Genomic DNA, 25,514 nt, shown 5'->3' with positions numbered 1-25,514 from the left:
CGGATGACCATCCGCCGGGTGACCGCCGACGACCGCCTCACCACCAGCTTCCCGCTGGCCGCGTACGCGTTCGAGTCGTCACCGCTGGGCGCCGCGCGGGTCGAGCAGTTCCGTGACTACCTGCCCTACAACGAGGGCAACACGACGCTCGCCGTCGAGGAGGACGGCGACACGCTGGCCGCCGCCTCGGCCATTCCGATGCGGCAGAACCTGCGCGGGGTGGTCCTGCCGATGGCCGGCGTCGCCGGGGTGGCCACCCATCCGCTGGCCCGCCGGCAGGGGCACGTACGGACGCTGTTGCACCAACTGCTCGACGAGATGCGCGACGAGGGACACGCGCTCAGCGCGCTCTACCCGTTCCGGCCCAGCTTCTACGCCCGGTTCGGCTATGTGGGGATGCCCAAGCCGCGCACGGTCACCTTCAACCCGGCCGACCTCGGCCCGCTGCTGCGCGCCGAGCTGCCCGGCGAGGTGGGCTGGGAGCGGATCGGGGCGGGCTACCCGGTGTGGCGCGCGTTCACCGAGCGCTGCCTGCGGGACCGGCACGGCTTCTCGGTCTTCCCGGACTACCGGGCGGTCGGGCTGCGGGACCGCGACGAGCACTGGTTGCTCACCGCCCGGGTGGACGGCGCGGTCACCGGCGCGGTGACCTACCGGATCGACGAGCACGGCGGCACGCTGCACGGCAACGAGCTGCTCGCCACCGACCCGCTCGCCCGGACGCTGCTGTTGCAGTTCTTCGCCCGGCACGTCGACCAGGTCGAGCGGGTCAGCCTCCAGGTGCCGCCGGACGAGCTGCCCGAGCTGTGGCTCACCGACCTGGACGTGCATGTCGAGGCGCGGGCCGGCCGGCCCGGGTCGTCCGCGCCGATGGCCCGGCTCCTGTCGCTGGACGCACTGCGTGGACTGCCCGCCGGCCCGGGTCGGGTGCGCGTCGAGCTGACCGGGGACCGGTGGCTGACCGGCACCCACCTGCTGGACGGCACGACCGGCGTTCTGGAGGTCGTCGCCGGCGACAGCGGCCCGGCGCCGACCGCGACACTCACCGCGGCGGGACTCTCCGCCCTGGCGTACGGGGTGCTGGATCCGTCGGAGCTGCCGTTGCGAGGGCTGGGCGAGGTGCCGGGCGACGCCGCCGCCGAGCTGCGGGGCATCTTCCCGCGCGCGGTGCCGTACCTCTTCGCCGACTTCTGAGCACCGTTTGCCGCCCCCACCACACGGGGTACGGTCCCGGGAATGCCGGAGTGGTTGCAGGCGGGCGGATGGGGACTGTTGGCCGGGTCGGCGCTGCTGATCGGGGCGGCGGTCGGCTGGTTCGCGCGGGTGCCCCAGCGGCTCATCGCGTCGGTCATGGCGTTCGGCGCGGGCGTACTGCTGTCCGCCGTCTCGTACGAGCTGATCGAGGTCGCGCACGAGCAGGGCGGCATGCTGCCCACCGTGCTCGGCGCGGCCGGCGGCGCGGGCGCGTACACCCTCGCCAACGTGGGCCTCGCCCGGCGCGGCGCGCGGAACCGCAAGCGCTCCGGCGGTCAGCAGCCCTCCGAGGGTGAGCACCCCGGCTCCGGATCGGCGATCGCCGTCGGGGCGCTGCTGGACGGCGTACCCGAATCGGTCGTGATCGGCGCGAGCCTGCTGGCCGGCGGTGCGGTCAGCCTGGTCACGGTCGTGGCGGTGTTCCTCAGCAACATCCCGGAGGGGCTGTCCAGCGCGGCCGGCATGCGCCAGGCCGGCCGGACCCGCCGGTACGTCTTCCTGCTGTGGACCGGGATCGCGCTGATCAGCGGGCTCGCCGCGCTGGTCGGCAACACGCTGCTGGGTGGCGCGCCACCGGAGGCGCTGGCCGCGATCACGGCGCTGGCCGCCGGGGCGATCCTCGCCATGATCACCGACACGATGGTCCCGGAGGCGTTCGAGGACGCCCACCTGCTGGTCGGTCTCATCACGGTCGCCGGCTTCCTGACCGCGTTCGCCCTCTCCCACGCCTGACCGCGCCGCGTCGGTCAGCGGCTCCCGGCGCGGCGTCGCTCAGCGAATTCCGGCGCGGCGTCGTTTTAGCGGCTCATTAAGCCGCCACGGTTGATTCGTCGCGACGCGGCCGGGCCTCCTAGCATCATCGGGTGCGCATCACGTCGCTTGCCGCCCTGCTCGTCCTCGGTGTCGCCACCGCGACTCTGCCCGCCTGCGGGTCCACCGATCCGGCTCCGGCCGGTGCGTCGGCCACCCCGGAGGCCACGCCGGACGCTCCCTCCACCGGCGACCAGGGTGTCGCAGCGGCGGGCCGGGACGGTCTCGGTGGCCCCGGTACCAGCGCGAGCCCGAAGCCGAGCACCTCGGCCGCCAAGGTGGTCGCGGCCGGCAACCCGAACGGCCACGCCACGGTGCCGACCGAGGCCCGGGCCGTGGACACCTCGAAGCCGACCCGGACCGTCGGCACCGGCACCCCGGCGAGCTGCACCTCCGCAGCCGTGGTGAAGGCCGTCGCCGCGGGCGGGATCATCACGTTCGACTGTGGACCGGCCCCGGTGACGATCAAGATGGCCGCGACCGCGAAGGTCCGCAACGCCAACGGGCCGAAGGTCGTGCTGGACGGCGGCGGCAGGGTGACGCTCAGCGGCCAAGGCCAGCGCCGCATCCTCTACATGAACACCTGCGACGAGGCTCAGGGCTGGACCACCTCGCACTGCCAGAACCAGGACCACCCGCAGCTCACCGTCCAGAACCTGACCTTCGCCGACGGCAACTCGACGGGCGACAGGGCCGAGGGTGGCGGCGGAGGCGCGATCTTCGTACGCGGCGGACGGCTCAAGATCGTCAACTCACGCTTCGTCCGGAACCGCTGCGACCGTACGGGCCCGGACCTGGGCGGCGCGGCCGTGCGGGTGTTGAGCCAGTACGAGAACAAGCCGGTGTACGTCGTGAGCAGCACCTTCGACGGCGGTTCCTGCTCCAACGGAGGGGCGCTGAGCAGCATCGGCGTGTCGTGGACGGTGCTGAACAGCCTGCTGAGGAACAACGAGGCCATCGGCAACGGCGCCAACCCGGCCAAGTCGGGCACGCCAGGCGGCGGCAGCGGCGGCGCGATCTACTGCGACGGCAACGAGTTCGCCGTCCGCATCGCCGGCACGATCATCGAGAACAACAGGGCCAACGAGGGCGGGGGCGCGATCTTCTTCGTGAGCAACAACCGCACCGGCACCATGAAGATCGAGAACTCGACCCTGCGCCGCAACCCCAGCGGCAAGTTCGAGACCCCCGGCCACCCCGGCATCTTCTTCCTGGGCGCCAACCTCTCGGCGCGGTGATCAAGAGGTTTGCGTCACCAGAGGGGCGGAATCTGACGCGAACCTCTTGATCACCGGGGCCGTCAGTAGGGGTTGCCCTGGCCTGGCGGGTTGCCGGCCAGGAGGCCGGTGGGGCGGCCGGGTTGGTGCGGGGCGGCGGAGAGGGGCGGGCTGGGGGTGTGTTCGCCACCGGCCATACCGGCGAACAGCTCCTTCAGCGCGGTCAACGCGTCGATCTTGGGTGTCCAGCCCAACTCGGTCTCCGCCCGCTCGCTGGACATCAGCGGCGCGTTCAGACCCAGCTCGACCCAGCCCGCGTCGACCGGTTGCAGCCGCGCCCGCCACGTCAGCGCCGCCGCCACCCGCAGCACCGGCGCCGCGACCGGCACGGTCCAACCATGGAAGTGCCGAGCCACCAGCTCCGGGGTCAGCACCGGGTCCGCGGCGACGTTGAAAGCGCCGCGCGCATCACCCAGAACCGCCCTGGCGTACGCGTCAGCCACGTCGTCGGCATGCACCGCCTGCATGCGTAGCCGCCGGTTGGTGGGTACGAGAGGAATCCGACCGAAGCGCAGCAGCCGTACCGGCGCGAACGGGCCGAGGAAATAGCGGGTGATCTCCACGCCGGCGTCCCGCTGAAAGATCAGCCCGGGTCGCAGCCTCACCACCCGCAGGGCCGGGTGCTCCCGCTCCAACCCGTCCAGCAGCGTCTCGACCTCGGCCTTGTGCTCGCTGTACGACGAGCCGGACACTCCGGTGGCCGGCCACCGCTCGCTGATCGGATGGTCCTTCGGCCCGGGCGCGTACGTGCCGACCGACGACGCGTACACCAGCGCCGGCACCCCGGCCCGCGCCACCGCGTCGAACACCGCCCGGCTGCCGTCGACGTTGGTCCGGCGCAGGATCCGCTGATCATGGCTGGGTTGGATCTGCCAGGCCAGGTGCACCACCGCGTCCGCGCCCGCGAAGATCTCGGCCAACTGGGCCGGAGCAGCCGGCGCGCCGATGTCGCAGGAGTGCCACTCCACCTGGTCGTACGGCGTGCCGGCATCCGGGCCAGGCAGCCGCCGGGCCACCCCGGCCAGCTCCACCCCACGCTCCCGGCGCAGCCGCCGCAGCACCGCCGTACCGACGTTGCCGCTCGCCCCCACCACCACGATCCGCATGTCCGACCCCGTACCCGCCCAGCAGGCCCTCAACCGCCGTCCCACCCGGCGCGGGGCGGTTTGATCGATGCGGTTTCGCGGATGCCGGGGTGTTCCGGCCACCCGGATGCCCCGACTTCCCGCAAGCCGAGTCAATCAAGGGCGAGGGAAGTCCGCGCTTCTTCTTACCGCGTCGGCCGGAGGTGGCCGCCAAACAGCGCGGGGCAGATCCAGCCCACGGCATTCGCCTCGGTGAGCACGTCGGTGCCCGAGTAGTCGAAGCGCACGTGCGGGAAGCGACGCAGCCGGGCCCCGGCCATGCGCGTTGGCCGCCGCTTGACCCACTCCGCCGCTCGCCCGCTTGATCCACTCCACATCGCCGACCTGGGGCCATCCCCTACCCCGGACACCGCCAGACCGCCGATCTGGTGTTGATCACGTCGCTGGCGAGGCATCGACGGCCGGCCGGAAGCCGAGAGCCGGCATCGTTGACTGTCAGGTAACCTGAGCGCGCGGGCCGCTAGCTCAATGGCAGAGCTGTGGACTTTTAATCCATAGGTTCAGGGTTCGAGTCCCTGGCGGCCCACCTTTCACCCCTTCTGAGCTGCAAAAACGCCAGCCAAAGATCATCGGGCACAACCAGGGCACAACCTAGTTCCGATCTTGGCCGGTGGAGGGTTCCCGCCGCTGGCCGTCTGCCTGCCGCAGGAGGTTGCCCACCAGGCCGCGCGGGCGGTCCTTCTTCGGCAGCCAGTGGACGTAGGTTTCCAGCGTGATCCGCAGGTTGGCGTGCCGTAGCGCCTTCTGCACCTCCTGGGGCTCGACGCCGTTGCTCATCAGCGTGGTGGCGAAAAAGTGGCGCAGGGAATGGAATGTTCCCTCCTTCGGCCAACCGGCGGCTTCGCGCCAGTCCGCCCACAGCTCCGACCAGTAGGTGTCAGTTAGCAGCTTCCCTCGGGACGAGGTGAACAGGACGGCCACCGGTCGAGTCCGCCGCTCCCCCGTGGTGATGTCGGGAAGCTCGAACTCGACAGGGCCGACCTCGTTAATGTGTGCCGTCAGTTCCTCGGCGACCACCGCGTCCAGGTCGACGGTGCCGATGGAACCGCTCTTGGGTGTCGAGAGGTAGAAGCCGCCGAAGTGCTCCGGCGAGTGCCGCAACTGCTGGACGACGTGCAGCTCTCCACGGTCGAAGTCGGCGCAGCACGGGCCGTCTTCCATACCCAGCACCTCGCCAAGTCGAAGCCCTTCCCCCGCCCCCAGCCAGATAGCGGCCCGGTAGCGGCGCGGGACCACCTCAGCGAGCTTGAGCACCTGATCACTGGTCGGAACCCACTTCGGTGCCCGCGAAAGACCACGCAGGATCTGGGCCAGTTTCACGCCGTTACAGGGATTGTCGGGGATCACCTTGTCGACAACAGCGGCGTTCATGATGGTCTTGAACAAGCCGAAGTACAGACTGACCGACGACTTCGGCGTGCCGTCATCGAGTAGCCGGCTCAGCCACGCCAGCACGTCGGTCAAGTTGACAGAGCGGATGGCCTTCTCGCCGAAGACGGGCAGGAGATGCTTTCGCAGGTTCTGCGGAATGCGCCGCCGCGTCTCGGTTGCCCAACCGGATTCCCGGGCTTCCCTCCACCGCTGCGCGTACTCGGCGAAGGTCAGTCGAGCTGCTTCCCGCTTCACCTGAACCTCGGGCGCTGCCCCTGAACGGCACTCCAGGTCGAAGGTCTCCGCGTCGCGCTTGAGATGGAACAGCTTCTCGCGGCCTTCGTTGTCGGCATCGGTGTAGCGAACCCGCCAGCGCTTGCCTCGGCCGTGCCGCTTCGAGGGGATGAACTTCTTGGTGTCCGGGTTGCGTTCTTTCAGGTACCACAGGTCATCGATTGCCATGTCAAGCCGCCCGATCTTCGAGCCACGCCCGGACGTCGGCCGGGTTGTAGCGCAGGTGACGGCCAACTTTGGAGGCACGTGGGCCGGTCCGGCGGTGCCGCCATTGGTAGAGCGTGCCGACGGGAATGCGGAGGAACGCGGCCGTCTCTGTGATCGACCACAGTTCCGGCGACGAGGTAGGGGTGGGTGCGGTCATCGTGGCTCCTTTCGGGTGATGGTGATGTAGGTGCGGCTTTCGCCGCTGTAGCCGGCGGGTCGGGTGCTGGTGCGGCAGGTGACCCGGTCGCGGCCGTAGTGGGCGGTGAGCTGGGCCGCGATGGTGGCGGCGTGGGTGGTGACGGTGGCGGTCGGGCCGATGAGTCGGACCGCGACCAGGGGGCGGGGACGTGTGGGCACGGGTGCTCCTTCCAGGTCGTGCGGGTGGGGGTGTTGCTTGCGCTGTGGAGTTGTCAAGGAACGGCTTCACTGGCGTTGACACGTACGTGTCAAGCGGCCAGGGGTTGGACCGCGCGGGCGGCGGTGAGTTCGTCGGCCAGGGCGTCGATGCCGGCGAGGTGTTGTGCGCGGGCCATGGCGGCGGCGGTGTTGGCGAGTAGGGCGTCTCCGGTGGTTATCCAGCCGGTGGCTTGGTAGCCGAGTTCGTAGATGACCCGTTCGGTCTGCTCGTCGTCCCAGGTGTGCGGGTGGCCTTCCGTGCGTCGCCAGATGGTCCGTTGGAGACGGAGGAAGCCGAGGGTGACGGAGAAGGCGCGGCTCTTGGTGGCTATGTGGCCGCCGTAGCCGAACTGGTGCGCCCACCGCCGAAGCCGCGCGTAGTCGGGGTGCTCCCCGAGGTCCCAGCACGCCCGGATGAGCCGCCCGAGGTGCGTGCCCGGGTCACCGTGAATCTCGACGGACAGGTCGTCGACGCGGCGCAGGCTCAGGCCGGTTACCTCGGTGCTCTTGGTGACGTACTTGGCGATGTACCCGGTGATCTGGGCGAGGTTGACCTCAGTGCCGGGCGCGTTGACGTGCTTGAGGTCCAGACCCTTGTCACCCCACGCGATGCGCCAACCCTGGTTGCCGTTGGCGGGGTGCGGCGCGGAGGTGTAGGCGGTCTTCACGAACGCAGCCCGGACGGCGGTCTCGAACATGTCCCGGGTGATGACGCGGGGCGGCGGAACGATGGCTTCGGGGCAGTCGGGGTTGTAGCCGTCGAGGCGGATCAGGGCGTGGTAGTGGACGACGCCGCGTACCTGGAATTCGTAGACCTTGATGTAGCGGCGGCGCAGGTCCACGCCGTGAGCCCGGCCGAGGCGGCGAAGCTCCCGGTCGGCTTGTTGGATGGTGCGGCGCCACAGCTCGGGTGCTTCGTGGTTCCAGACGACTTGGCGGGTGTGGTCGTAGCAGTTCAGGCACAACGGTTGCCCGAGGTGGGTGTCTGCGGCCTTATGGCGCTGCCCGCAGCGCAGCTCGACACCGTGGGGGCAGGTGCGGCCGAAGGGGTGGCAGACCGAGGCCCGGCAGGTGCAGCCGTCCTTCTTGCGGCAGTCCGCGGAGTGCACCTTCACGACCCGGTGATGCACCGGCCCGAACGACGGCGCGGTAGCGGTCAGGAAAATCGCGATGTGCTCGTTGAGCGGCGGGAGTCCCCATCGGTCGCCCTGGAGGCCGGCTCTGATGAGGTGGTAGGTGTCGCGGCGGTACAGCTCGGCGCAGGACGGGCACACGGCGGCGCGGCGGTTGCCGCAGGGGGTGTAGATCGCGCCGTCGGGCATGTCCTCGGTGTCGACGGTGGCCATACGGTTGCCATCGGCGTCGTTGACGTGGATCTGCCCGGCGAGGCGGATCGGGTGCTTGCAGGCTGAGGCGGCGCGGACGTGGCCCAGCCATTCGGGGTAGTTGGGGTCTTGGGCGCGGGCGCGGCCGGAGGCGACGGTGCGGGGGTCGTGGCCGCGTACCCACCCGTCGGCGGTGGGGTTGCGGGGGCCGGTGGTGGGGGTAGCCCAGGGCCAGTAGCCGGCGGACTCAGCGGAGGCTCCCGTGCCCGAAACCGTGGTGGTTTCGGGCGCGAGAGGCAACGTCGAGGACGTCACGCGGTGGCTCCCACAGCGGTGCCGTTGTCTGCCTTGTCGTTGGTGCTCGGTTGGGTGTTGAGGGCCGTCAGGATGTCGGCGGCCGTGGCGGTGGGGACGCGCAGTCGCACAGCGAGTTGACCGGGGGTGATCGGTTCACCGTGGGCCTTCTCGTGGGCGCTGGCGACGATCCGGGCTCCGGAGAGCAGCGCGGGCGCGGGGCCGGCAGTTACCGCAGGCGCGGTGGGTGCCGGGTTCGGGTCCTTGTCGGTGGTGTCCGGGGTGGGCTCGACCGTCGTCGGGGTTGTGGTGTCCTCGCCAGAGGTGGGCAGGGTTGTGGGTTCGTGGACAGGTGCGGTGATCTCGGGTGCGGGGTGGGTGGCCGGGGTCGCGGCGGCCGGGCGGACCGTCGGCGAGGCGGGGATGTCGGGTGACGATGCCTCGGCGAGGGTGGCCGGCGCAGGTGCCGGGACGGTTTCGGTGGGCCGGGTTTTGCGGTTTCCGGTGGCGAGTAGCGCGGCGGTGGCCATGAGCATCAGGCCATCGACGGCGAGGGGACCGAACCAGACGACGAGGGTTTCCTCGTTGTAGTGGTCGAGCAGTCCGGACAGGTGCCGGTAGGACACGAACGCGGCGACCAGGGCGACGGGCGGCAGCCCGACCCAGCGCAGCACGTTCCAACCCCAGCCCGTGGGCCAGGGCGTGCGGGCAAGGATCTCGATGGCGATGAACAGGAACAGTGGCCAGACGATCGCGGAGATGACCGCGCCGGGCTCCGGCGACCAATCGGCCGGGGCGTCGGTCGGGGCGATGAACGAGTGAGCGATGTTCGCGGCGACGGAGACAGTGCCGCCGGACAGTGCGCCGATGTAGGCGTAGACGCGGCCGTTCTTGGAGGTGGTCATGACGCCGCCTGTGGGGCGGGCGCGGGGGCAGGGTCGGCGAAGAGGGAGAAGCTGAGGACGACTGCCTCGACGTAGCCGGTGCTGCGCAGGTCGTTCGTGATTTTGGTGATGTCGGCCATGGAGCGGATGTGCCGGTTGCAGGGCCATTCGACGGACATGAAGCCGATGCCCTGAGGGGCCTTGTAGGTGAACGAGATCATGTAGCGGTGCATGGGGTGTCCCCTTTCAGAGGCAAGCGATGAGGAGGGCGGAGACCCAGAGGCAGGCGTAGTGAAGGGATTGGTCGGCGAGGTACATGCCGCAGACCGGGGTCTGTCGGTCGGCGAAGGCGGCGGAGCCGGTGGCGTGCAGGATCAGGCGGACCGTCCAGCGGCGGTCCAGGAGCGCGTGGGTGATGGCCGAGAAGGCCAGGCCGGCGGTGAGTCCGAGAGCGGACACCGGCAGGTCGAGCAGGGCGACGGTGACGGCGAGCATGACCGCGACCGTGAGGTGGTAGGTGCTCACGTGGATCAGGAGGTGACGCCAGCCGGCCCAGCCGGGCTCGGCTTTGTGCGAGGCGTCAGCGTCGGTTTGCACGATGTGGTCGGCGAGTTGGTGCGCCGGGATCAGGACGGCGGTGATGACCGCGAAGACGAGGGCGGGGTTCATCGGGTGACCTCCGGGGTGCAGTCGAGGCAGGAGCCGGTACGGCGGGGGATGTAGTAGGGCTTGACCTGCGCGCAGTCAGGGCAGGTGCGCCGGGCGGTGAGCGCCTTGTCGATGGCCGCGCGTTGGGCGGCGGTGGCGGTGCGCTTGGGCATCGCCAGGTCGAGGCGGAACAGGTAGGCGACGCGCTTTCCGCGACGCCACATGATTTGCGCGGCGGGGTCCTGGCCGCCGGGGCGCAGGTTGCGGGTACGCAGTTGCCGGCGGGTCAGGAGCCCGTCGGGGGCGAACTTGAAGGGGTAGGTTGGCAGGCCGTAGCGCTCGCCGGTCGGGTCGTAGAACACCATCGGGTCCTCCGAGTCGTCGGCGTCGTCCTGGTCGTGGTCGTCGTCACCGCCGGGGTGGCCGGTGGTGAAGGTGGGGTGCTCGTAGGTGTCGCGGTCGATGTCCTCGGGCAGGAACGCCGCCTGGCAGACCGCGCAGACGATCGGCCCCTCTTCAAAGGCCGTGGTGGAGATCCGCAGCTTGCGGGGGCACTCGCACTCGCACGAGACGCCGTTGTTGTTGTTCGTGCGGGTTTTGCCTTCCCCGGTCGGTTCGGGGTGGCGGTAGAACCGCAGTGCCTCAGTGAGGCCGGCGATGGTGGCCTTGTAGCGGGCGCGGGTGAGGTCGGTCAGGGTGCAGGGCGAGTAGCCGAGCTTGTCGTCCTTGCTCGTGGACAGGCCGAGTTCGGCGGCGAGGGTGGCAAACTTCTTGTTGTGCCAGCGGCCCTGCCGGGACGTGTCTTGGATGCCTCGCACGTCAGCGAGGGCATGGGTTGCTTCGTGCAGGAGCGTGGTGAACACGGCTTCCGGTTCGCGGGAGAGCCCTTCACCGGAGATGAGGATTTCGGGCAACTGCTGCTCGCCGGCCTGCCAGCGCAGGGCGGCGAAGTGGCCCCACTTCATGCCCTGACTGGGCTTGGTGGGTGAGCCGGAGCCGACCACGAGAACAGCGGCCGGGACCTCGGAGTGCTGGTCGCGGATGGCCGACCAGGCGGCTTCCAGTGCGGCGACGAGTGCGGCGGTGGAGACGGGGTTTTGACACGTACGTGTCAGGTCGGGGGTGTGGGCGGCGGTGCTCATGCGGCGGCCCTCCGGATGGTGTGCTTGCGGTAGGCGATGGCGGCGGCGCACAGCGCCTCGATGACGTCGGCCGGTTTGCGGCCAGGTGCGGTCTCCCAGGCGAAGACCGAGGTGTGCAGGCCGGCGTGACCGACCGCGATGAGGTAGGTGTTGAACCACTCGACGGCAGCCGAGTAGGTGCGCTGGTCGGCGTCGGTGATGCCGGTCAGGTACCAGCGGGGGCGGCCGAACACGGCGGCGCGGATCGCGCCGAGGATCGACGCCGGGTAGGTGCCGGTGCGGTGACAGGCGCACTTAGCGGGGCAGGCGTCGTGCGTGTCGTAGAGGCCGGTCGGGGTCCAGCCGTAGCGGCCCAGGTAGAGGGCGGCGCGATCAAGGACGGCGTGAACGTTGCCGGTCGGCAGAGCGGTGACGGTGCTCATCGGGCGGCCCGCCAGGCCAGGAAGCCAGCGCGGGTGGGGTTCTTCTCAGCCCACACGCAGGCGTCGGCGTAGGTTTCGAGGTCGTCCTCGGTGGCGTGGGTCCAGTCGTAGTCATCGGCGGCGTCGCACAGGACGTCGAGGACATCGGCGAGGATGTGGCCGGCGTGGTCGTTGAAGTCGGCGATGATCTCCCTGTCGGAAGCGCACAGCGCGCCGTAGTAGTCGTGCTCGGGTACGTGACCGTCGCGCCACAGGTAGTAGTCGGCCAGGTGCCGCAGGGCGGGATCGCAGTCCCCGTCATTCCCGTTCAGGATCGGCGTGTGGTCGCCGTAGACGGCCATTCCGATTGCGCCGGTGATGCAGGCCGGCGGAAACGCGGTTTCGGTGGTGCGGTCGTAGTGGACGCTCTTGGTCCAACCTCGGAGTTCGAGGTAGCGGGCGGCGCAGCGCAGGATGTCGGCCGGGGTCAGGTCGGCCAGCGCGGCGGTGGTGGTGGGCTGTTTTTGGGTAGGGTTCATGGCGGCCACGTCCTTTCGTGGGCGGTGGTTGGGTCGACAGACCGGGCAGCTTTCCTAGGGCCTTGGCCGGTCTGTCGGCCGTCTTCTATCGGTGGTGCAGGTGGAGCCGAAGGATCACCCGCTGCCTGCCGTCACTGACAAGAGCGGGTGCGGAGCGGAACACCAGGACGCCCGCGTGTCGGGCGATGACGGTCAGAGCGGCGATGTCCTCGCCAGTCCCGACGAGCACGAGGTCCAGGACCCGAGTCGGGGTAGCGGTCGTGGTGCTCATGCCGCTGTCCGCAGGTCAGCGGCGGCGGCGAGGCCGGAGCGGCGGCGGGTCCAGGTGGCGTAGTCGGCGACGCGGATGATGTCTTCGTCGGTCATGTAGGCGGCCTTGACACGGGTGGGGATGCCGCCTTCGGCGATGAGGTAGCCCTCGCCCTGGTTGTTCGGGTCGATGCTGTTGGACGAGAAGCCGCGGGCGTACCAGCCGTGCCCGAGCACGATGTCGGAGGACACGTCGTTGGTGCAGCGGCCAGCGAACCGCCACGCGAACAGGTCCCGCAGCGACGGCGGAATGATGTCCGACGACGGGCGCTGCGTCGCGGCGGCAACGATGATGCCGACGGCGCGACCCCGGGCCACGATGTCGCGCAGCAGCGCGGCGAACAGATCCTGGTCCTTCTTGTCGCCAGCGGTGGCGGAGAAGTAGGCGATCTCATCGCAGGCCACCAGGATCTGACCGAACAGATCGTTGGGGCCGATCTTCCGGCGACGTCGGGCCAGCAGGAACGAGTACCGGTTGTCCATCACCACCTGCACGCGGCGAAGAGTCCGGATGGCGTGGTCCATGTCCGGGCCGACGAACACGTCGGCGGCGTCCTTCCACAAGCCCAGCTCGACCTGCTTGCCATCCAGCAAGCACAGCCGCACGTCCGGGCACAGGGCCGCGTGACCGACGATCGTGTTCAACAGCGAGGACTTGCCCGCGCCGGGCTCACCGCCGATGAGGATGTTGCGGTAGATCATCGGCAGGTAGGCCGGGTGACCGAACTCGTCGATGCCGAGGAAGACCGGGTCGAAGATGGACAGGCCCGCGCCGACCGGCACCGTCTGCGGCGCGTCCGAGGGCGGGGGCAGTTCGATGGTGTCCGTGAGGTCCATGGCAGGGCTCCCGGGGTCGGTTGACACCTACGTGTCAAAGGCGGGTGGGGAGGGGAGAGCGCGGGTGGTGTGGTCCGTGAGGGTCCGTGTCCCCGCGCTGTCCCTCGATGTCGTCGCGCCGTTCGGAGGCTTGTGGCGTCACCCGAGTTCGGGTGCTCCGATCGGCAGGTTGGTCAGCGTCGGTGAGTGATGCAGACGGTGTTGCCGCAGTCTCCGCAGGTCGCGGTGAGTCGGCGGCCGTCGTCGGTGATGTCGCGCCAGTTGTGCTCGTTGCCGCAGGCAGGGCACCAGAGGCGGGAGTCTCCGGAGGTGATGCCGCCGGAGCGGCCGATAGCCAGACCCATGACGGTGAGTCCTTTCAGGCGTAGTCGGAGGGGTCGAACCCGTTCGGGCTCGTTGTGGTGGTGTTGTTGCGCGGCTTGCGCTGGCGGGGAGTGTCGGCCGGCGGGGTGGCCGGCTGGTCGGGCACGTCGGGCAGGTCGAGGCCGACAGGCGGCATGCCCGGGGAGGTGGGAGCGTTGGCCGGGACGTCGGTGGGGACGTAGTCCGGCAGCGGCGACACGATGGTGTGCGCCAGGGGTTCGCGGCGGGTGATGTCGATGCGGATCAGCGCCGCATACTTGCGGGAGGCGCGCATGACGCGGACCTCGTTGGCCCAGCACGCCACGGCGAGCTTCTGCACCTGGCCGTCCTGCTCCAAATCCCGGAGGGACAGACCGGGACGCAGCCACACCCAGACCCGCTCGCCGGCCGGGGTCGGCTTAGCGGGCAGGATCAGCGGTAGCGAGCCGTGCCGGTTGGTGGCGATGAACGCCGCGAAGCACAACCGCAGCCGGTGCCGCACGATCAGGCACCAGACCCAGGCCATGACCCGACGGCGTATCGGTGCGATCGCGGCGGGAACGCCGACGACCAGGGCGACGATGAGCAGCGAACCCCACAACGGGGCGGACTGCATCAGCGTCGTCCAGCCGTAGACGCTGGCCAGGCCGAGCGCGATTTCCGGCAGCCAGTGCCAGAAGACCCGCAGGACCGGCCACGCCACGATCAGCGCGAACACCACCGCGCCGAACACCGCGCCGATGATGACGCCGAGCAGCGCGCCCAGGATCGGGTGCAGGTAGTAGGAGGCCACCGTGGCGGCCAGGAGGCCGACCACACCGAGGGTGACCCAGAACGCGATGACGGCCCGACGACGGTACGAGCGGGCGATCGGCGCCTCTATGACAGTGACTTGACCCCCACGGTTCGACCAGCCGAACGGGGACCTCTGGCTAGACTTGGACACGACAAGTCCTCCCTAGGTAGGGACCTTGTTGGACAGGACGCGGGGTCGCAGACGACGCCAATCAACGGCGACCCCGTGTCCACCTCTTTCGCATCGGTTAGAACCGATCATCGGATCGCCTCTAGACGGCGGCGGTCTCCATCGCAGTCAGCGCCGACGCCCGGAACGCGACACCGGAGCGGACCTTGCCGTCCCGGTCGTTGACCCAGGGCAGCGCCTCCAGGTCCATCGGCACCACCGGCTGACGAACGGCCACCGCCGGCATCACCGGGCTGACCACCGTCACGTTGATGACCTCCGCGCTTCCCTCCGACAGGGCGTAAAGCTGCACCGCCCACATCGGCTGCTTCGTCTCCCGGTCGAACTTCTGCTGACCCGTCTGGTCCAGCTTCGGAACCGGGTTCACCGCGACCTCGTACGACACCCGCGAGGTGTCCAGCAGCAGACGTCCCATGACTGACTCCCTTCAACTAGGGCTCGCTCACCTTGAGCGATTGCCGGTGTTCGATGGGATCAGCCTAGCCCGTACAAAAGTACGTGTCTAGTACTTGAGTACGGGTCATCCATCAGAATCTTGGTACGAAGAAGGGCGCCCCGTTGTGGGACGCCCTTCGGTGCAGTTCGGAACGTGTGACGGTAGCTAGGCCACTCCTACGCGGTGCGCCAAGGCTGCGAGTCGGTCAGAAGGGGTGGGCTCCATCCGTAGAAGGTCGGAAACCATCGTCTCGACCACCGGGTGTCCCTTGACCTGCTCCGGGGTCAGCGCCTCGGCCTGCTCAAGCGCATCGACCGCCTCAGAGACCCTGCGGCGCTGAGTCCAGGCTTGTGCCACGTACATGAGAAGCCGAGCCTGCCGCTCAGACGATAGGACGGACGGGTCGATCCGCTCCGCCGTCCGGAGCGCAGACCCGGCGTCGCCGAGTTCGACTGCCACCGCGACCTCGTGTAGCTGGACATTGGTGGGGCCGAACTCGGTCTCGTAATCGTTGCGGTCGACCCCTAGGAGCTGAGCTGCCTCTCGCGCAACGCCAAGATACTCGTGAGCCCTCTGGTCGTCTCCCATCCGCGCAGAAGCCACAGCCAGTTGCAGATTCAGCGCGCCAAACAGCGACACGGCCGCCGGCTTGTCCGCCGATGCCTCGGACTCAAGCGCTACCGCAGACGACGATGCAGCGCTTATAACCTGCTCGAATTGCCGTCCGCCCTGAAACACCAGGGCGAGGCGGAACGTTCCAGCGGCGACCAATAGCGGGTCTCCGACCTGCTCGGCAACGAGCAACGCCCGATCGGTTGCGACCCAGGCCGCTTCATGCTGACCAAGCTTCGACAGTGCGGCTGAGAGGGCGTGGTACACCGACGCTAGCTCGGTGAGGTACGTCTTCCGCGCCTCACCTTTGGCGGATCGTGTTGCTCTTTCCAGATCCGGCAGGAGGCCCCGCAGCAGCTCGGCCAGGTCCTCGTAACGGGCGGCATGCGCGTATGTCCAGCACAGATCGGCCCGCTCGGCTGTCTGCGGCAGGGGAAGCTCTCGGTCCTTGCCCAGAATCGCGGCCATGAGGTAGCTGGTGCTTAGCACCGAACGTAGGGCGGCAGCCGCCGAGGGAACCTCGGCGCTCTCCGGGTCCGCAGTGCCCGGGGCTAGTTCGGCCATTGGGATGCCGAGCGCACCCGCAATCCGCTCCAAGATGGAGACCCGATCGATCGAACGTACCCCACGCTCGACCTGCGAAAGCCAAGCCTCAGACCGGCCGATCATCTCGGCGAACTCACGCTGAGAAAGCCCACGCTTCTGCCGCCGCGTAGCAATAAGTCGACCTTGCTCGTTGCTGTCAGGCATTCAGTGAACCGAGGCCCTTGCTAGGTCCGGGCATTAGGAACTCAACCCGCGCGTCATGCGTGTACGGTTCGCGCTCCTTGTGGAAGCGGATCACGTGAGGCTGCACCTCGTGCGCCTCGAATGCTTCTCGGTCGGCGTAGCACTCATAGAAGACTCGGGCGAGCGGTGCGCCCTCGACAGAATGCGTGGCGTAGATCAGCGTCCCCGGTTCTTGAGCACGGATCTGAATCCCAGTCTCGGCGACAAGCGCGTCAAACGCTTGAGCGCTCTCCTCGTCTCTGAGATCGAATCGCACCACTAGTGCAAACATGTAGCCAACCTTCCTGGTCCACCAAGAGTCACGACTTGTGTACGCAACTCTAGCCGTACTCTTTTTCGGCCACCCGTATTCTATTACGGGTTGGTGCGCCTGGGTAGCCGCAGATGGGATGAGATCTGCCCCAAGTGATACCTCTGTGAGAACTTTCTGTACGGGATCAAGGCGGCCCGCTTCGCAGGCCGCTCGCGCCGCCGACCAGGGGCCGACCCAACCGGGCCGCCGATCGGGGACCCCGCGCCTCTTAGCGCAAGCGCACGAGGCGCACCCCGAACGGTTGCAGCCCCGCCGGCGGCGCGAGATACGAAGAAGCCCCGGGCCGCCATAGTGATTGGCAGATCCGGGGCTTCGATGCTGAAGGCGACGACCAGGGCGTGCCTCCGGCGGGGCGCTCAGGCACTCCAGGATGGTTGGCGCGCCATCCCGACAACCTTCGTCCGGGCAGAGCCGAGTAGATGGGGCCTGCCTGGTCAAGGTCGTTCAGACAGTGGGGTGCTCCACCTTGACCAGGCAGGCCCCACCCACTCCACGATGTGCGGACGAAGGCTGACGGGATGGCTTGGAGGCGTCAGTGCCGATCAAACGTAAGTCGAGACGGTCCACGCAGCCTTCGCCAACCACCGTGGTTTATCCCGCTCCGAATTTGCGCCAGCAACACGAGTGCAAATGCGATCCATTGCACGAACTTTGCTGCCAGGATCACCGACTCTGAGATCGTTGCGTCTCCGCTCACCCGAAAACTAACGGTCGAGGGAACATGATACAAGCCCGGCTGACCAGGCACTGGTTGGGCTTTACCGGTTGGAACCTCGGCACAAGTGACCTCTGCGTCTGGCCCGAGCAACAGTCGAGCGAATTCAATTTCGATAAGAGAGCATGCCGTGGCCTGCACTACGCCGTGGTCCTGCTCGATCTCTACATTGATTGACCTGCTGTCCCAGGCGATGGTCAGGCTATCGGAAATGAACCTTGCTACGTTTGCCAAGTAGGTCGGCAAACGCAGTGCATCTGTTTGCAGGGAGCGCTCAAGCGCGAAACTACCTCGCCAGATCGACAGAGCCTTCATTAGCTTGACAAGCTTCAGTCCGTCGAAGTGTTGGAGTTCCGCCATCCATTCTTCCTCGTAGCGGCTCACGTCGCCCTCCGGTAGGCGGCGGGCGGCGGCTCTAATAACTTTGGGAGAAGCCCAAGCGCTCAGGTCGAGGAGTTCGGCGACAACCAACGATGCGATCGCGCCGAGAGCAATGCCAGCCCAAAACGCGGAGTTCATGCTGCTCCCGTCGCCGTTCCCCATGACCGGGGAGTGATGCGCCGGAGTGAGCGATCCAAAGCAGCCCGCGCAGAAGCCGCGCCATCCGCGCTCAACTGGTAGTAGCGGCGGCGAGGGCGTCCCGGTTCAACCGCCTCGTAGTCTTCCCAAGCTGACTCAAGCCACCCAATTTGCTCCAACCGAGCCAGAATCGGGTACAGCGAGCCAGTAGCGATGCCGGCCTCACGTGCGACCTCCAGGCCATAGCGGCGCTGGGAAGCTTCTTCAAGGAACACGCGCAACACCGCCTGGGTTGCGAGCGTCATACGTGGTTCTCTGGTCATGTCGAAAGTCTACACATGTAGTTCAAGGTAGCCGTAGGCGACAGCTCGCACCGTGCTTGCTCACGGGTTCGAGCCGGGGCCGAGGGATGTGAGGCGGCCCGCGTAAGCGAGATCATCGGGCACAGCTCGGGCACAACTGACGCCAGCAAGTGCCGTCAACCGCTGTAAGGCAACGGAAGACTTGACCCAGGTCAGGCCACCGATCTGCCCAATCTGACATGGTCCACAGACCGCCGGAGGGGTTCAGGGTTCGAGTCCCTGGCGGCCCACTCTTCGGCAGGTCAATAAGCCCTGGCAGCTGTCACCTCGCCTACCGCTCAGACTCACCTGAGGTACAGTTTTCTGTACTTGCTACGGAGGTGGTCATGCGGACCGTCAACTTCACCCAGCTACGGCAGAACCTGGCCGCCGAACTCGACAGGGTCATCAACGACGCGGAGGAAGTGGTGGTGACCCGGTCCGGGCACGAGCCCGTGGTGATCGTGCCGCTGGCCGAGTACGAGTCGATGAAGGAAACCGAATACCTCCTGCGCAACCCGAGCAACGCCGCCGCGTTGCGCCGATCGATGGCGGAGTTGGAGAAGGGTGACGCGGCCGAGCGGGATCTGATCGACCCGGCCACCGTGCGGGACGTCGCGTGAGGCTGGTCTTCACCGCGACGGCGTGGAGCCAGTACCTCAGCCACACCGACCGCAAGCTGGTTAAGCGCATCAACGACCTGATCGCGGACGTGATGCGCAACGAATACGAGGGCATCGGCAAGCCAGAACCCCTGCGGGGCGAGCTGTCCGGCTTCTGGTCCCGCCGGATCGATCGTGAACACCGACTGGTGTACCGGATCAGCAAGGACGACGTCGAGATCATCGCCTGCCGGTACCACTACGGAGACCGGTAGCGGCGCGGAAGCTGGGCCCTCAGCAGACGCACTCGAACGACAGGTCGCTGCTCGCCGGGACCGCGATCCAGGCCGACCGGACGGGGGCGTAGCGATGCGCCTGCGTCCGGGTGTCCGCCAGCGCAGCGGCCCGACGGGAGGGAACCTGAACCCCGTGTCGTGGGCGTCGAGCCGGTCACGGTCGATCAGATCGGCCTCGTTCTCGAAGACCATCTCCAGGTCCAGTTGCCGCAGCTCGGGCTGCCAGTGCGGGTCGTCGCGGTCAACCGACATCAGCGATAGCCAATTGTCGGGTGAACGTCAGGATCAGGCGCTTGTCGGTCCAAGACCGTCGGCCCCACTAGACGATGAGGCCATCGGCATCGAAATCCGGAGTCGGATCGACGCCGTCGACGGTCAGTTGCAGGAACTCGGCAAGGGCAGCCCAGGGCCGCCTCGACATCGGCCACAGCGTTCGGCTCGGCGCCGCGCCGTCAGGATCTGCCCGAACTCGTCAAGGCTTGTCCGCCAAGGAATGTGCACGCGGCCAGCATCCCCTGACGGCAGCGCCCAATTTCATCAGCGCCACCGGGGCTTGTTGATCACGGTCTGAACGGTGGCGTTCGGCCCCATCGACACGACACCGGACTTGGTGACCGTGTTGCCATCCTTCGTGACGGCCTCGCTGTCCTTCGAGGGCTGCCGACGTAGCGCGTTCAACGCCGTGAAGCCGGCGACGAGCAGGGCGAGCAGGAAGGCTCCGATGCCCGCGAACTGGTCGGCACGATTCAATCCTTGGGACACGAAGAAGATACCCGCGGCGACCAGCGCCACCACAAAGGCCACCGCAACCAGCAGTTTCATCGGAACCTCTCTTCCTCACAGGGAGACGGGACCTGGCCCAGACGGACGGGTGCGCCGCAGGCCCGTGTCGGTACTCGGATCGAGCGGCTGGTGACGCTGCTGCTGAGGCTGGCTCAGCCGCAGCAGGGGATCGAGGCAGGAACCTCTCTGTGGCGTTGGATGGTTCCGCGGCGCTGGCGGCTTCGACTTCTCAGGCGGCCGATTGCTGCTCGCCGCCACGGCCCGGTTGAAGCGACTGAGGTTGGTGAGCCTCTGCCGGCCGCGCTCCACCGTGCTGGTGGCGGTCAGCGTGTTGCCATAGCCGACCATCACGGCGCTTGCCAGGCGGACACGAGTGCCGCCGAGGGAGTGTGACACCGAGGTGCTGACGGAGGGGAAGTTCCTCGCGTTGCGCAGCAGGTTCAGGTCCTCGACCATGCCGAGCGCCTTCAGGAGTGGTTCTGCCATGGTGTCGCCGTCGGGGCGCGTCGCCAGGGCCGCGATGAGGCCCGGTTGCAGCAACAGCAGTTCAGCGAGGGGGATCACCGTCTCGCGGAGGTGGTACTCCGTTGTGGTGTGCACGGTCGAGCTGGCTCCCATCGCGACGACGCCGGCACGTGCCGTGTCCGTGGAGACGGGGGCGGGCAGACGGTGGCGATAGTGCTGCGGCTCCACGGGACGGTGCGGGTCGATGATGCGCTTCAGCTCGTTGAGCAGCCGTGTGGTGTTGTCGGGCGACGGGTCGTGCATCGCGCGTACGAAGGCTGCCATCGCCTTCGCGTCCGTGTAGAGGCTGCTGCAGTCGAGCGACACCCGCCGTACGTGGTAGTGATCCTTGGCCTCAAGCTTGCAGTCGTTGGCCGTGACGACGGTGGCGGAGTCGGCGAGCGTCACGTGCCCCTTGCTGAACGCGGTGAGCACTCCGGCGACGTTCACGTGACCGTGCGCGGGCGGTACGACGTGGAGCCACATCGGGGGTTGCGAAGCGTTCGCGTCGGGGGCGACGAGCCTCGCTCCCAGCTCGGATGCGAGTGAGTCCATCAACGGCTCGAGCCGGCACAGCCACTCGGTCGGGATGTCGGCGTCGTCCAGCAGGGCGACGAAGACGCGCGCCACGGCAAGGAGCGGGACGGCTGGGGCGGGCTTGCCCTCCTCCCGGTAGGACTCGACGAGGTCGTTCAGCTCGACGGCCGCCGCATGGGCCTGGTCCAGACCGACCGTCTCGTTCCGAAGGTCATGGGTCAGCCCGAGTAGCGTCGCCTGCGCCGAGGCACCGCCGTCGTCGTTGTCATCCCGCACAGGTTCGTCCGAAGAGGAATGGTCGAGATCATTCCCGGAGAAGCCGTACCACGCCCCGCGTACCGGCCGGTCCGAGCCGAATTCGCGCCTCATGACCACATAGTGTCACCCTGCAACCACTGATCGCCATGGCCTCGCCCGCCGTCACTCGCGTCGGGCGGCTCCGCGCATCGCGTACGCCATAACGCCTGTCACCGCCAGGACGGCCGCGACCACGGCCGCCGGCCGGCTGGTGTGGGGTTGGCCCGGCCAGGTGGCGAGCGCGCCCCACGTGCTCGGCTGGGGGAACATCGCGGCGCCGATCGCCCAGCCCACGGGGAGGAACCAGGCGCGGGACGCGCCCGCGACCGTCGCGCAGAGCGCGGTCAGACCCAGCAGGCCGGCGGAGTCGCGGATCACCAGCGCGGTCGGGGCGAAGCGTGCGCCGGTGGGTTGGCTGGCGAGCAGGACGACGAGTACGACCGCCAGCGCGGCCAGCAGGTGCACGGCTCTCCGCCACGGCCAGCGCAGTGCGGCCGTGCGTTCCAGGTCCTCGTCCGGGGCGGCCAGTGTGGTCGACAGGGCCGCCACCATCAGCGTGACCGTCAGTACGACGAGCAGGAGGATGACGTCACGCTCGGTGGACAGGGTCAGCCACAGCGCCCAGATCAGGGCGGCGGCGCCGACGGATGAGGCCAGTGCCAGGGGTACGCGTCGTGCGCGTAGGTGCAGGATCACCGCGACAGCAGTCCGGTGGGGTCCTGACAGGCGCGGATCGCGTCGCGTACTGCGGTCACGCGGGAGACAGCCTCCGGCGCGGGCAGCTTCTGAAGATCCCGCCACAGGGTGACCGCCTCGGCGTTGAGCTGCGGGTCCTCCTCGATCATCTCGGGGATGACGCCGACGTTGGAGACCGGCTCGCGGCCGAGCAGGTGGTAGGCGGCGGCCCGTTCGACCGCGGCGTTGCGCTCGCAGTCCGGGTCGCCGTACCCGACCCCCAGGCCGAAGACCATCTCAGGGACCACGGCGGCGGGATGGGCCAGACCGCCGTGGTCGTCGATCCGGACATCGATCATGACGACGTCGGCGTCGCGGCGGGGCACGTCCCCGATGATGAAGGCCCGGGTGTCCTCGTGCGCCTGCGTGGGGACGTTCGGCATCTTGGCGAGGGCGGCCAGGCCCTGGCGGGCGAGCGGGGTCAGCGCGTCCAGCACGTTCGCGTTGACCCGGGTGACGCAGACCTTCGGCGCGTCGTCGGTGCAGACGAGTTCGCGGGCCACGGGGTCGATCGGTGCGATGAGGCTGGCGTCGTCGCGGGGGACGAGCGCCGCCGCGACGCCAAAGCCGAGCAGCACCGGCAGGACGGCGGCCGTCGCGGCCCGCGGACCTTGCGCGACCAACAGGAGTACGCCGGCCAGCGCGAGCCCACCCATGAAGATGGCGAGCACGGCGGTGACCCGCGGGTCGATGGTCTGGAACGAATAGAACGGGGTGCTGCCGTACGCGGGCGACAGGATCGCGCCCATCCAGTCCGGCCGCATGATCGCGGTGAAGAAAACCAGCAGCACACCGGCCACGGCGAGCACGGGCGCGGTTACCAGCGCGGGTAGCAGCCGCCCGATGCCCAGGCCGAGCCAGGCCGCCGCGACCAGGGTGAACGCCCCGACCAGCGTGATGGCGACGACGTCCGGCGGGAAGTACGCGGCGGTGGACGCGATCCGCAGGCCACCCGCACCGACCACCAGCAGGAACGCGAGCCCCAGCGCGGCACCCATCGCGACGAGCACCGGAAGCATCCGGCGGGCGCGGGACCGGGGTGTGGTGGCGAACAGTTCCCCGACCTTGGCCCGGTGCTCGCGGCGGCCCTGCCACGCTCCGGCGGCGAGGGCGATCGGCCAGAGCAGGAGCAGGTACTCCTTGACGGTGAGCGTGAGGGACATCCACCCCTCCGACCAGCGGCCCGGGGCGAGGTAGAGGGCGGCGACGCCGACCGCCAGGGCGAGCAGTGCGGCGCCGGCCGCGGCGGAGCGCCGGAGTTCGATCCGAAGGACGCTCATCGGTTGGCCTCCTCGTGCCGGCGGAGCAGCGCCGAGTAGCCGCGTTCGGCGGGGCTGTCGCCGGGGTGGCGCTCGTCGCCCTCGGCGGCGAGGGCTGCGGGCGTGCCCTGCCACACCAACCGACCCTCGTTGATCAGCACCACCTCGGTACAGGCGGCGACCACGTCCTCGACGAGGTGGGTGGAGACCAGCACGCAGGCGTCCGTGCCCAGGTCGCGCAGCAGCTCGCGCAGGTCCAGGCGCTGCTCGGGGTCCAGGCCGACGGTCGGCTCGTCCAGCAGCAGCACCCGCGGGTCGTTGACGATGGCCTGGGCGACGCCGGCCCGGCGCAGCATCCCGCCGGAGAGTGTGCGGAGCTTGGCGTCGGCCTTGGCGCTGAGCCCGACGCGGTCGATCGCGCGCTGCGTGGCCGCCGGGATGTCGGGCTTCGGCATCTCCTTCAGCCAGGCCAGGTAGGACACGAACTCGCGCACGGTGAACCGCGGGTAGTAGCCGAAGTGCTGCGGCAGGTAGCCCAGCGCGCGCCGGGCCTGGCGTAGGTCGGCGCGACCATCCACCGAACTGCCGAGCAGGGTGAGCCGGCCTCCGGACGGCTTGAGCACGGTGGCCAGCGCACGCATCAACGTCGTCTTGCCCGCGCCGTTGCGCCCCAGCAGGCCGTGGACGCCGGCGCCCAGGCTCAGGTCGAGCCCGTCGACGGCCAGGTGCCGACCGGCCCGCACCTTCAGTGCCTCCGTGTGGATGGCCCAGGGGTGGATGGTGGTGGCCGTTTCGGCCATGCTCACCGCTCGCATGGTTGTTCCCTTCAGAACGAGGCTTCAGAACGAGGTGAAGCGCCGGAAGCTGTCGGCGCGCAGGAGGGTCAGGGCGGCCAGCACGACCGTGACGATGGCCCACCCACCGATGGCCGGGGGTTCCAGGAGCACCGGCAACTCGGCCGTGGCGAGGCTGGGCGCGACCACGGCGGCGGCCCAGGCGGCCATCAGCCCGATCGCGGCGCGGCGGACGCCGACGAGGGAGCCGAGCAGCAGCGTGGCGGCGGTGAAGGCCAGGCACGGCAGCAGCATCAGCGCGGGGTTCACCCGGCTGGCCCCGTACGCGGCGAGCACGGCGAGCACCGGGATGACGAGGACGAGCACCGCCGTCGTACGACGCAGGAGCATCGTCAGACCGGCCGACGGGGTGCCGATGACCAGTTCCCAGGCCGGATCGCCGCGCCTGCTCCAGGCCGCCGCGACCCCGGGCAGCGGCGCGAGGGGTGCGAGCAGCAGCACGATCGACGGCAACTCGGACAGGAAGTACGTGAGCAAGGCTGCCGTGCCGAGCACGCCGGCGGTCATGGCGACCCAGGGCAGCAGCGCTGCCACGAACCAGCGCTGCCGCAGCGGCGTACGGAGGAAAGCCCCGGACCGTGGGGCGGGACCGGCGGCGATCGCGCGGTCGACGACTGCCGCGACCTCGGCGACCAGGGCGCGCGACTCGGCCGTGGTGCTGCCGGCGAGGCGCGCCCGACAGTCGGCGCAGCTCTCCAGGTGCACCTCGATCGACCAGACGGTCGCCTCGTCGAGGGCGGCATCGCCGTCGGCGTAGCGGTCGATGTCGTTGAGGGTGGGATGCGTGGTCATGACAGTGCCTCCCGCAGGACGATCCGGGCGCGGCGGATCCGGGACTTGACGGTGTTCTCGGGTACGCCCAGCAGCACGGACGTCTCGCGGACGGTGAAGCCGTCCAGGACGGTGGCGCGCAGCACCGCGCGTACCTCGGGCGGCAGCACGGCGAGGGCCTGTTCGAGTTCCTGCCCGACCCGACCGGCGAGCGCCTCGTCCTCGGCGGCGGGTACGACCGTCTCGACAGGATGCACCTGCGGCACCCGGGCCTGCCGCGAACGACGACGGAACGCGTCCACCAGGCGGTGTGCGGCGATGGTCCACAGCCAGCCGACGGCACTGCCGCTTACCTGGTCGCCGGTGAAGCTGCCGGCCGCGCGCCAGACCGCGAGGTAGGTCTCCTGGAGGACGTCGGCGACCACGTCCGGGTCCGCGCACCGGCGTCGCAGGCGCACCTCCAACCAGGGCGCGGTACGCCGGTAGAGCTCGTCGAAGGCCCGCCGGTCGCCGCGGGCCACCCGGCGGACGAGTTCCTGCTCGTCCGCCGCGTCCAGGCTTCGTCTCACGACAGGTAAGACGACCGCACCTTCGCGATCGGGTTCCACCCCACTGTGACCGTCGTCACTATCATCTGGTCACTCGGCCGCCAATGCCGTTGCGCACCCCTCGGGTCGGCTGGTTAGGTTGG

At 69.0% G+C, this 25,514-nt stretch carries 32 protein-coding genes and 1 tRNA gene; 6 read left to right on the top strand and 27 right to left on the bottom strand.

The features are described 5' to 3' along the window. The first annotated feature begins 3 nt into the window (after nucleotides 1-3). The 3 genes from ACQPZK_RS01400 (at nucleotide 4) to ACQPZK_RS01390 (ending at nucleotide 3,302) form a co-directional block, all read left to right on the top strand. Nucleotides 4-1,194 (top strand): GNAT family N-acetyltransferase, encoded by a 1,191-nt coding sequence (locus ACQPZK_RS01400; protein ID WP_433536546.1) that lies wholly within the window; start codon nucleotides 4-6, stop codon nucleotides 1,192-1,194. Nucleotides 1,195-1,236: 42 nt separating this feature from the next. Then, nucleotides 1,237-1,986 carry a ZIP family metal transporter gene (locus ACQPZK_RS01395; protein ID WP_433536545.1) on the top strand — a complete coding sequence of 250 codons (750 nt, stop codon included), beginning with the start codon at nucleotides 1,237-1,239 and terminating at the stop codon, nucleotides 1,984-1,986. A gap of 131 nt (nucleotides 1,987-2,117) precedes the next feature. After that, nucleotides 2,118-3,302, top strand: coding sequence for a hypothetical protein (locus ACQPZK_RS01390; protein ID WP_433536544.1), 1,185 nt, complete (start codon nucleotides 2,118-2,120; stop codon nucleotides 3,300-3,302). Between the two features lie 62 nt (nucleotides 3,303-3,364). On the opposite strand, the gene ACQPZK_RS01385 is transcribed toward ACQPZK_RS01390, so the two are convergent. Further along, a complete protein-coding gene (locus tag ACQPZK_RS01385) occupies nucleotides 3,365-4,447 on the bottom strand; it encodes an NAD-dependent epimerase/dehydratase family protein (protein WP_433536543.1) in 1,083 nt (360 codons plus the stop codon). A gap of 493 nt (nucleotides 4,448-4,940) precedes the next feature. Here ACQPZK_RS01385 and ACQPZK_RS01380 point away from each other — a divergent pair. Then, a tRNA-Lys gene (locus ACQPZK_RS01380) sits at nucleotides 4,941-5,012 on the top strand. A gap of 65 nt (nucleotides 5,013-5,077) precedes the next feature. Here ACQPZK_RS01380 and ACQPZK_RS01375 read toward each other — a convergent pair. From ACQPZK_RS01375 to ACQPZK_RS01285, 19 genes are all read right to left on the bottom strand, one after another. Continuing rightward, nucleotides 5,078-6,319, bottom strand: a complete 1,242-nt coding sequence (locus tag ACQPZK_RS01375; RefSeq protein ID WP_433536542.1) for a tyrosine-type recombinase/integrase — start codon at nucleotides 6,317-6,319, stop codon at nucleotides 5,078-5,080. Nucleotide 6,320: 1 nt separating this feature from the next. Next, nucleotides 6,321-6,515 (bottom strand): helix-turn-helix domain-containing protein, encoded by a 195-nt coding sequence (locus tag ACQPZK_RS01370; RefSeq protein WP_433536541.1) that lies wholly within the window; start codon nucleotides 6,513-6,515, stop codon nucleotides 6,321-6,323. Continuing rightward, a complete protein-coding gene (locus ACQPZK_RS01365) occupies nucleotides 6,512-6,715 on the bottom strand; it encodes a hypothetical protein (RefSeq protein WP_357406871.1) in 204 nt (67 codons plus the stop codon). The genes ACQPZK_RS01370 and ACQPZK_RS01365 overlap by 4 nt, the downstream gene beginning before the upstream one ends. Nucleotides 6,716-6,804: 89 nt before the next feature. Beyond that, nucleotides 6,805-8,394: a replication initiator gene (locus tag ACQPZK_RS01360; protein ID WP_433536540.1), complete on the bottom strand. Its 1,590-nt coding sequence runs from the start codon at nucleotides 8,392-8,394 to the stop codon at nucleotides 6,805-6,807. Continuing rightward, nucleotides 8,391-9,278, bottom strand: a complete 888-nt coding sequence (locus ACQPZK_RS01355; RefSeq protein WP_433536539.1) for a hypothetical protein — start codon at nucleotides 9,276-9,278, stop codon at nucleotides 8,391-8,393. Before ACQPZK_RS01355 ends, ACQPZK_RS01360 begins: the two co-directional genes overlap by 4 nt. Continuing rightward, complete coding sequence (locus ACQPZK_RS01350) at nucleotides 9,275-9,490, bottom strand: hypothetical protein (RefSeq protein ID WP_433536538.1); 216 nt, start codon at nucleotides 9,488-9,490, stop codon at nucleotides 9,275-9,277. The genes ACQPZK_RS01355 and ACQPZK_RS01350 overlap by 4 nt, the downstream gene beginning before the upstream one ends. A 13-nt stretch (nucleotides 9,491-9,503) precedes the next feature. Then, a complete protein-coding gene (locus tag ACQPZK_RS01345) occupies nucleotides 9,504-9,926 on the bottom strand; it encodes a DUF3307 domain-containing protein (RefSeq protein WP_433536537.1) in 423 nt (140 codons plus the stop codon). Beyond that, nucleotides 9,923-10,270 carry an RRQRL motif-containing zinc-binding protein gene (locus tag ACQPZK_RS01340; RefSeq protein WP_433539074.1) on the bottom strand — a complete coding sequence of 116 codons (348 nt, stop codon included), beginning with the start codon at nucleotides 10,268-10,270 and terminating at the stop codon, nucleotides 9,923-9,925. Before ACQPZK_RS01340 ends, ACQPZK_RS01345 begins: the two co-directional genes overlap by 4 nt. A 773-nt stretch (nucleotides 10,271-11,043) precedes the next feature. Continuing rightward, nucleotides 11,044-11,469 carry a DUF6197 family protein gene (locus tag ACQPZK_RS01335; protein WP_433536536.1) on the bottom strand — a complete coding sequence of 142 codons (426 nt, stop codon included), beginning with the start codon at nucleotides 11,467-11,469 and terminating at the stop codon, nucleotides 11,044-11,046. Next, on the bottom strand, nucleotides 11,466-11,987 hold the full coding sequence (locus tag ACQPZK_RS01330; protein WP_433536535.1) for a DUF6197 family protein: 522 nt from the start codon (nucleotides 11,985-11,987) through the stop codon (nucleotides 11,466-11,468). Before ACQPZK_RS01330 ends, ACQPZK_RS01335 begins: the two co-directional genes overlap by 4 nt. Before the next feature lie 85 nt (nucleotides 11,988-12,072). Next, nucleotides 12,073-12,258 carry a hypothetical protein gene (locus ACQPZK_RS01325; protein ID WP_433536534.1) on the bottom strand — a complete coding sequence of 62 codons (186 nt, stop codon included), beginning with the start codon at nucleotides 12,256-12,258 and terminating at the stop codon, nucleotides 12,073-12,075. Then, nucleotides 12,255-13,133 carry an FtsK/SpoIIIE domain-containing protein gene (locus ACQPZK_RS01320; protein WP_433536533.1) on the bottom strand — a complete coding sequence of 293 codons (879 nt, stop codon included), beginning with the start codon at nucleotides 13,131-13,133 and terminating at the stop codon, nucleotides 12,255-12,257. The genes ACQPZK_RS01325 and ACQPZK_RS01320 overlap by 4 nt, the downstream gene beginning before the upstream one ends. Nucleotides 13,134-13,306: 173 nt before the next feature. Continuing rightward, on the bottom strand, nucleotides 13,307-13,477 hold the full coding sequence (locus ACQPZK_RS01315; RefSeq protein WP_433536532.1) for a hypothetical protein: 171 nt from the start codon (nucleotides 13,475-13,477) through the stop codon (nucleotides 13,307-13,309). Nucleotides 13,478-13,491: 14 nt separating this feature from the next. Further along, the gene (locus ACQPZK_RS01310; RefSeq protein WP_433536531.1) at nucleotides 13,492-14,421 is read right to left on the bottom strand and encodes a hypothetical protein; all 930 of its coding nucleotides are present in this window, start codon (nucleotides 14,419-14,421) and stop codon (nucleotides 13,492-13,494) included. A gap of 121 nt (nucleotides 14,422-14,542) precedes the next feature. Continuing rightward, nucleotides 14,543-14,875 (bottom strand): hypothetical protein, encoded by a 333-nt coding sequence (locus tag ACQPZK_RS01305; protein ID WP_130406273.1) that lies wholly within the window; start codon nucleotides 14,873-14,875, stop codon nucleotides 14,543-14,545. Nucleotides 14,876-15,061: 186 nt separating this feature from the next. Then, entirely contained in the window at nucleotides 15,062-16,258 is a 1,197-nt protein-coding gene (locus tag ACQPZK_RS01300; protein WP_433536530.1) for a helix-turn-helix domain-containing protein, read from the bottom strand. Next, entirely contained in the window at nucleotides 16,251-16,568 is a 318-nt protein-coding gene (locus ACQPZK_RS01295) for a putative quinol monooxygenase (RefSeq protein ID WP_433536529.1), read from the bottom strand. The genes ACQPZK_RS01300 and ACQPZK_RS01295 overlap by 8 nt, the downstream gene beginning before the upstream one ends. A gap of 574 nt (nucleotides 16,569-17,142) precedes the next feature. Next, entirely contained in the window at nucleotides 17,143-17,844 is a 702-nt protein-coding gene (locus tag ACQPZK_RS01290) for a hypothetical protein (RefSeq protein ID WP_433536528.1), read from the bottom strand. Then, on the bottom strand, nucleotides 17,841-18,167 hold the full coding sequence (locus ACQPZK_RS01285; protein WP_433536527.1) for a PadR family transcriptional regulator: 327 nt from the start codon (nucleotides 18,165-18,167) through the stop codon (nucleotides 17,841-17,843). Before ACQPZK_RS01285 ends, ACQPZK_RS01290 begins: the two co-directional genes overlap by 4 nt. A gap of 365 nt (nucleotides 18,168-18,532) precedes the next feature. Here ACQPZK_RS01285 and ACQPZK_RS01280 point away from each other — a divergent pair, with 365 nt between their 5' ends. Continuing rightward, entirely contained in the window at nucleotides 18,533-18,808 is a 276-nt protein-coding gene (locus tag ACQPZK_RS01280; protein WP_433536526.1) for a type II toxin-antitoxin system Phd/YefM family antitoxin, read from the top strand. After that, nucleotides 18,805-19,062, top strand: a complete 258-nt coding sequence (locus tag ACQPZK_RS01275; RefSeq protein ID WP_433536525.1) for a Txe/YoeB family addiction module toxin — start codon at nucleotides 18,805-18,807, stop codon at nucleotides 19,060-19,062. Before ACQPZK_RS01280 ends, ACQPZK_RS01275 begins: the two co-directional genes overlap by 4 nt. A 558-nt stretch (nucleotides 19,063-19,620) precedes the next feature. Here ACQPZK_RS01275 and ACQPZK_RS01270 read toward each other — a convergent pair. From ACQPZK_RS01270 to ACQPZK_RS01240, 7 genes are read right to left on the bottom strand one after another with little or no spacing between them, the layout of a single operon-like run. Continuing rightward, nucleotides 19,621-19,905, bottom strand: a complete 285-nt coding sequence (locus tag ACQPZK_RS01270; RefSeq protein ID WP_433536524.1) for a hypothetical protein — start codon at nucleotides 19,903-19,905, stop codon at nucleotides 19,621-19,623. A 15-nt stretch (nucleotides 19,906-19,920) separates the two neighbouring features. Further along, nucleotides 19,921-21,276 carry a hypothetical protein gene (locus ACQPZK_RS01265; RefSeq protein ID WP_433536523.1) on the bottom strand — a complete coding sequence of 452 codons (1,356 nt, stop codon included), beginning with the start codon at nucleotides 21,274-21,276 and terminating at the stop codon, nucleotides 19,921-19,923. A 51-nt stretch (nucleotides 21,277-21,327) separates the two neighbouring features. Continuing rightward, nucleotides 21,328-21,900: a hypothetical protein gene (locus ACQPZK_RS01260; protein ID WP_433536522.1), complete on the bottom strand. Its 573-nt coding sequence runs from the start codon at nucleotides 21,898-21,900 to the stop codon at nucleotides 21,328-21,330. Next, the gene (locus ACQPZK_RS01255; RefSeq protein ID WP_433536521.1) at nucleotides 21,897-23,219 is read right to left on the bottom strand and encodes a hypothetical protein; all 1,323 of its coding nucleotides are present in this window, start codon (nucleotides 23,217-23,219) and stop codon (nucleotides 21,897-21,899) included. Before ACQPZK_RS01255 ends, ACQPZK_RS01260 begins: the two co-directional genes overlap by 4 nt. Further along, the gene (locus ACQPZK_RS01250; protein WP_433536520.1) at nucleotides 23,216-24,013 is read right to left on the bottom strand and encodes an ATP-binding cassette domain-containing protein; all 798 of its coding nucleotides are present in this window, start codon (nucleotides 24,011-24,013) and stop codon (nucleotides 23,216-23,218) included. The genes ACQPZK_RS01255 and ACQPZK_RS01250 overlap by 4 nt, the downstream gene beginning before the upstream one ends. Before the next feature lie 24 nt (nucleotides 24,014-24,037). Next, entirely contained in the window at nucleotides 24,038-24,844 is an 807-nt protein-coding gene (locus ACQPZK_RS01245) for a hypothetical protein (RefSeq protein WP_433536519.1), read from the bottom strand. After that, nucleotides 24,841-25,392 (bottom strand): RNA polymerase sigma factor, encoded by a 552-nt coding sequence (locus ACQPZK_RS01240; protein WP_396800621.1) that lies wholly within the window; start codon nucleotides 25,390-25,392, stop codon nucleotides 24,841-24,843. The genes ACQPZK_RS01245 and ACQPZK_RS01240 overlap by 4 nt, the downstream gene beginning before the upstream one ends. Nucleotides 25,393-25,514: the final 122 nt, after the last annotated feature.

Source organism: Micromonospora sp. CA-249363 (genome assembly GCF_050950185.1).
In the GTDB taxonomy this organism is placed as follows: Bacteria; Actinomycetota; Actinomycetes; order Mycobacteriales; family Micromonosporaceae; genus Micromonospora.
The sequence above is the reverse complement of the archived record's forward strand: the minus strand, read 5'-3'. Positions and strand labels throughout refer to the sequence as shown.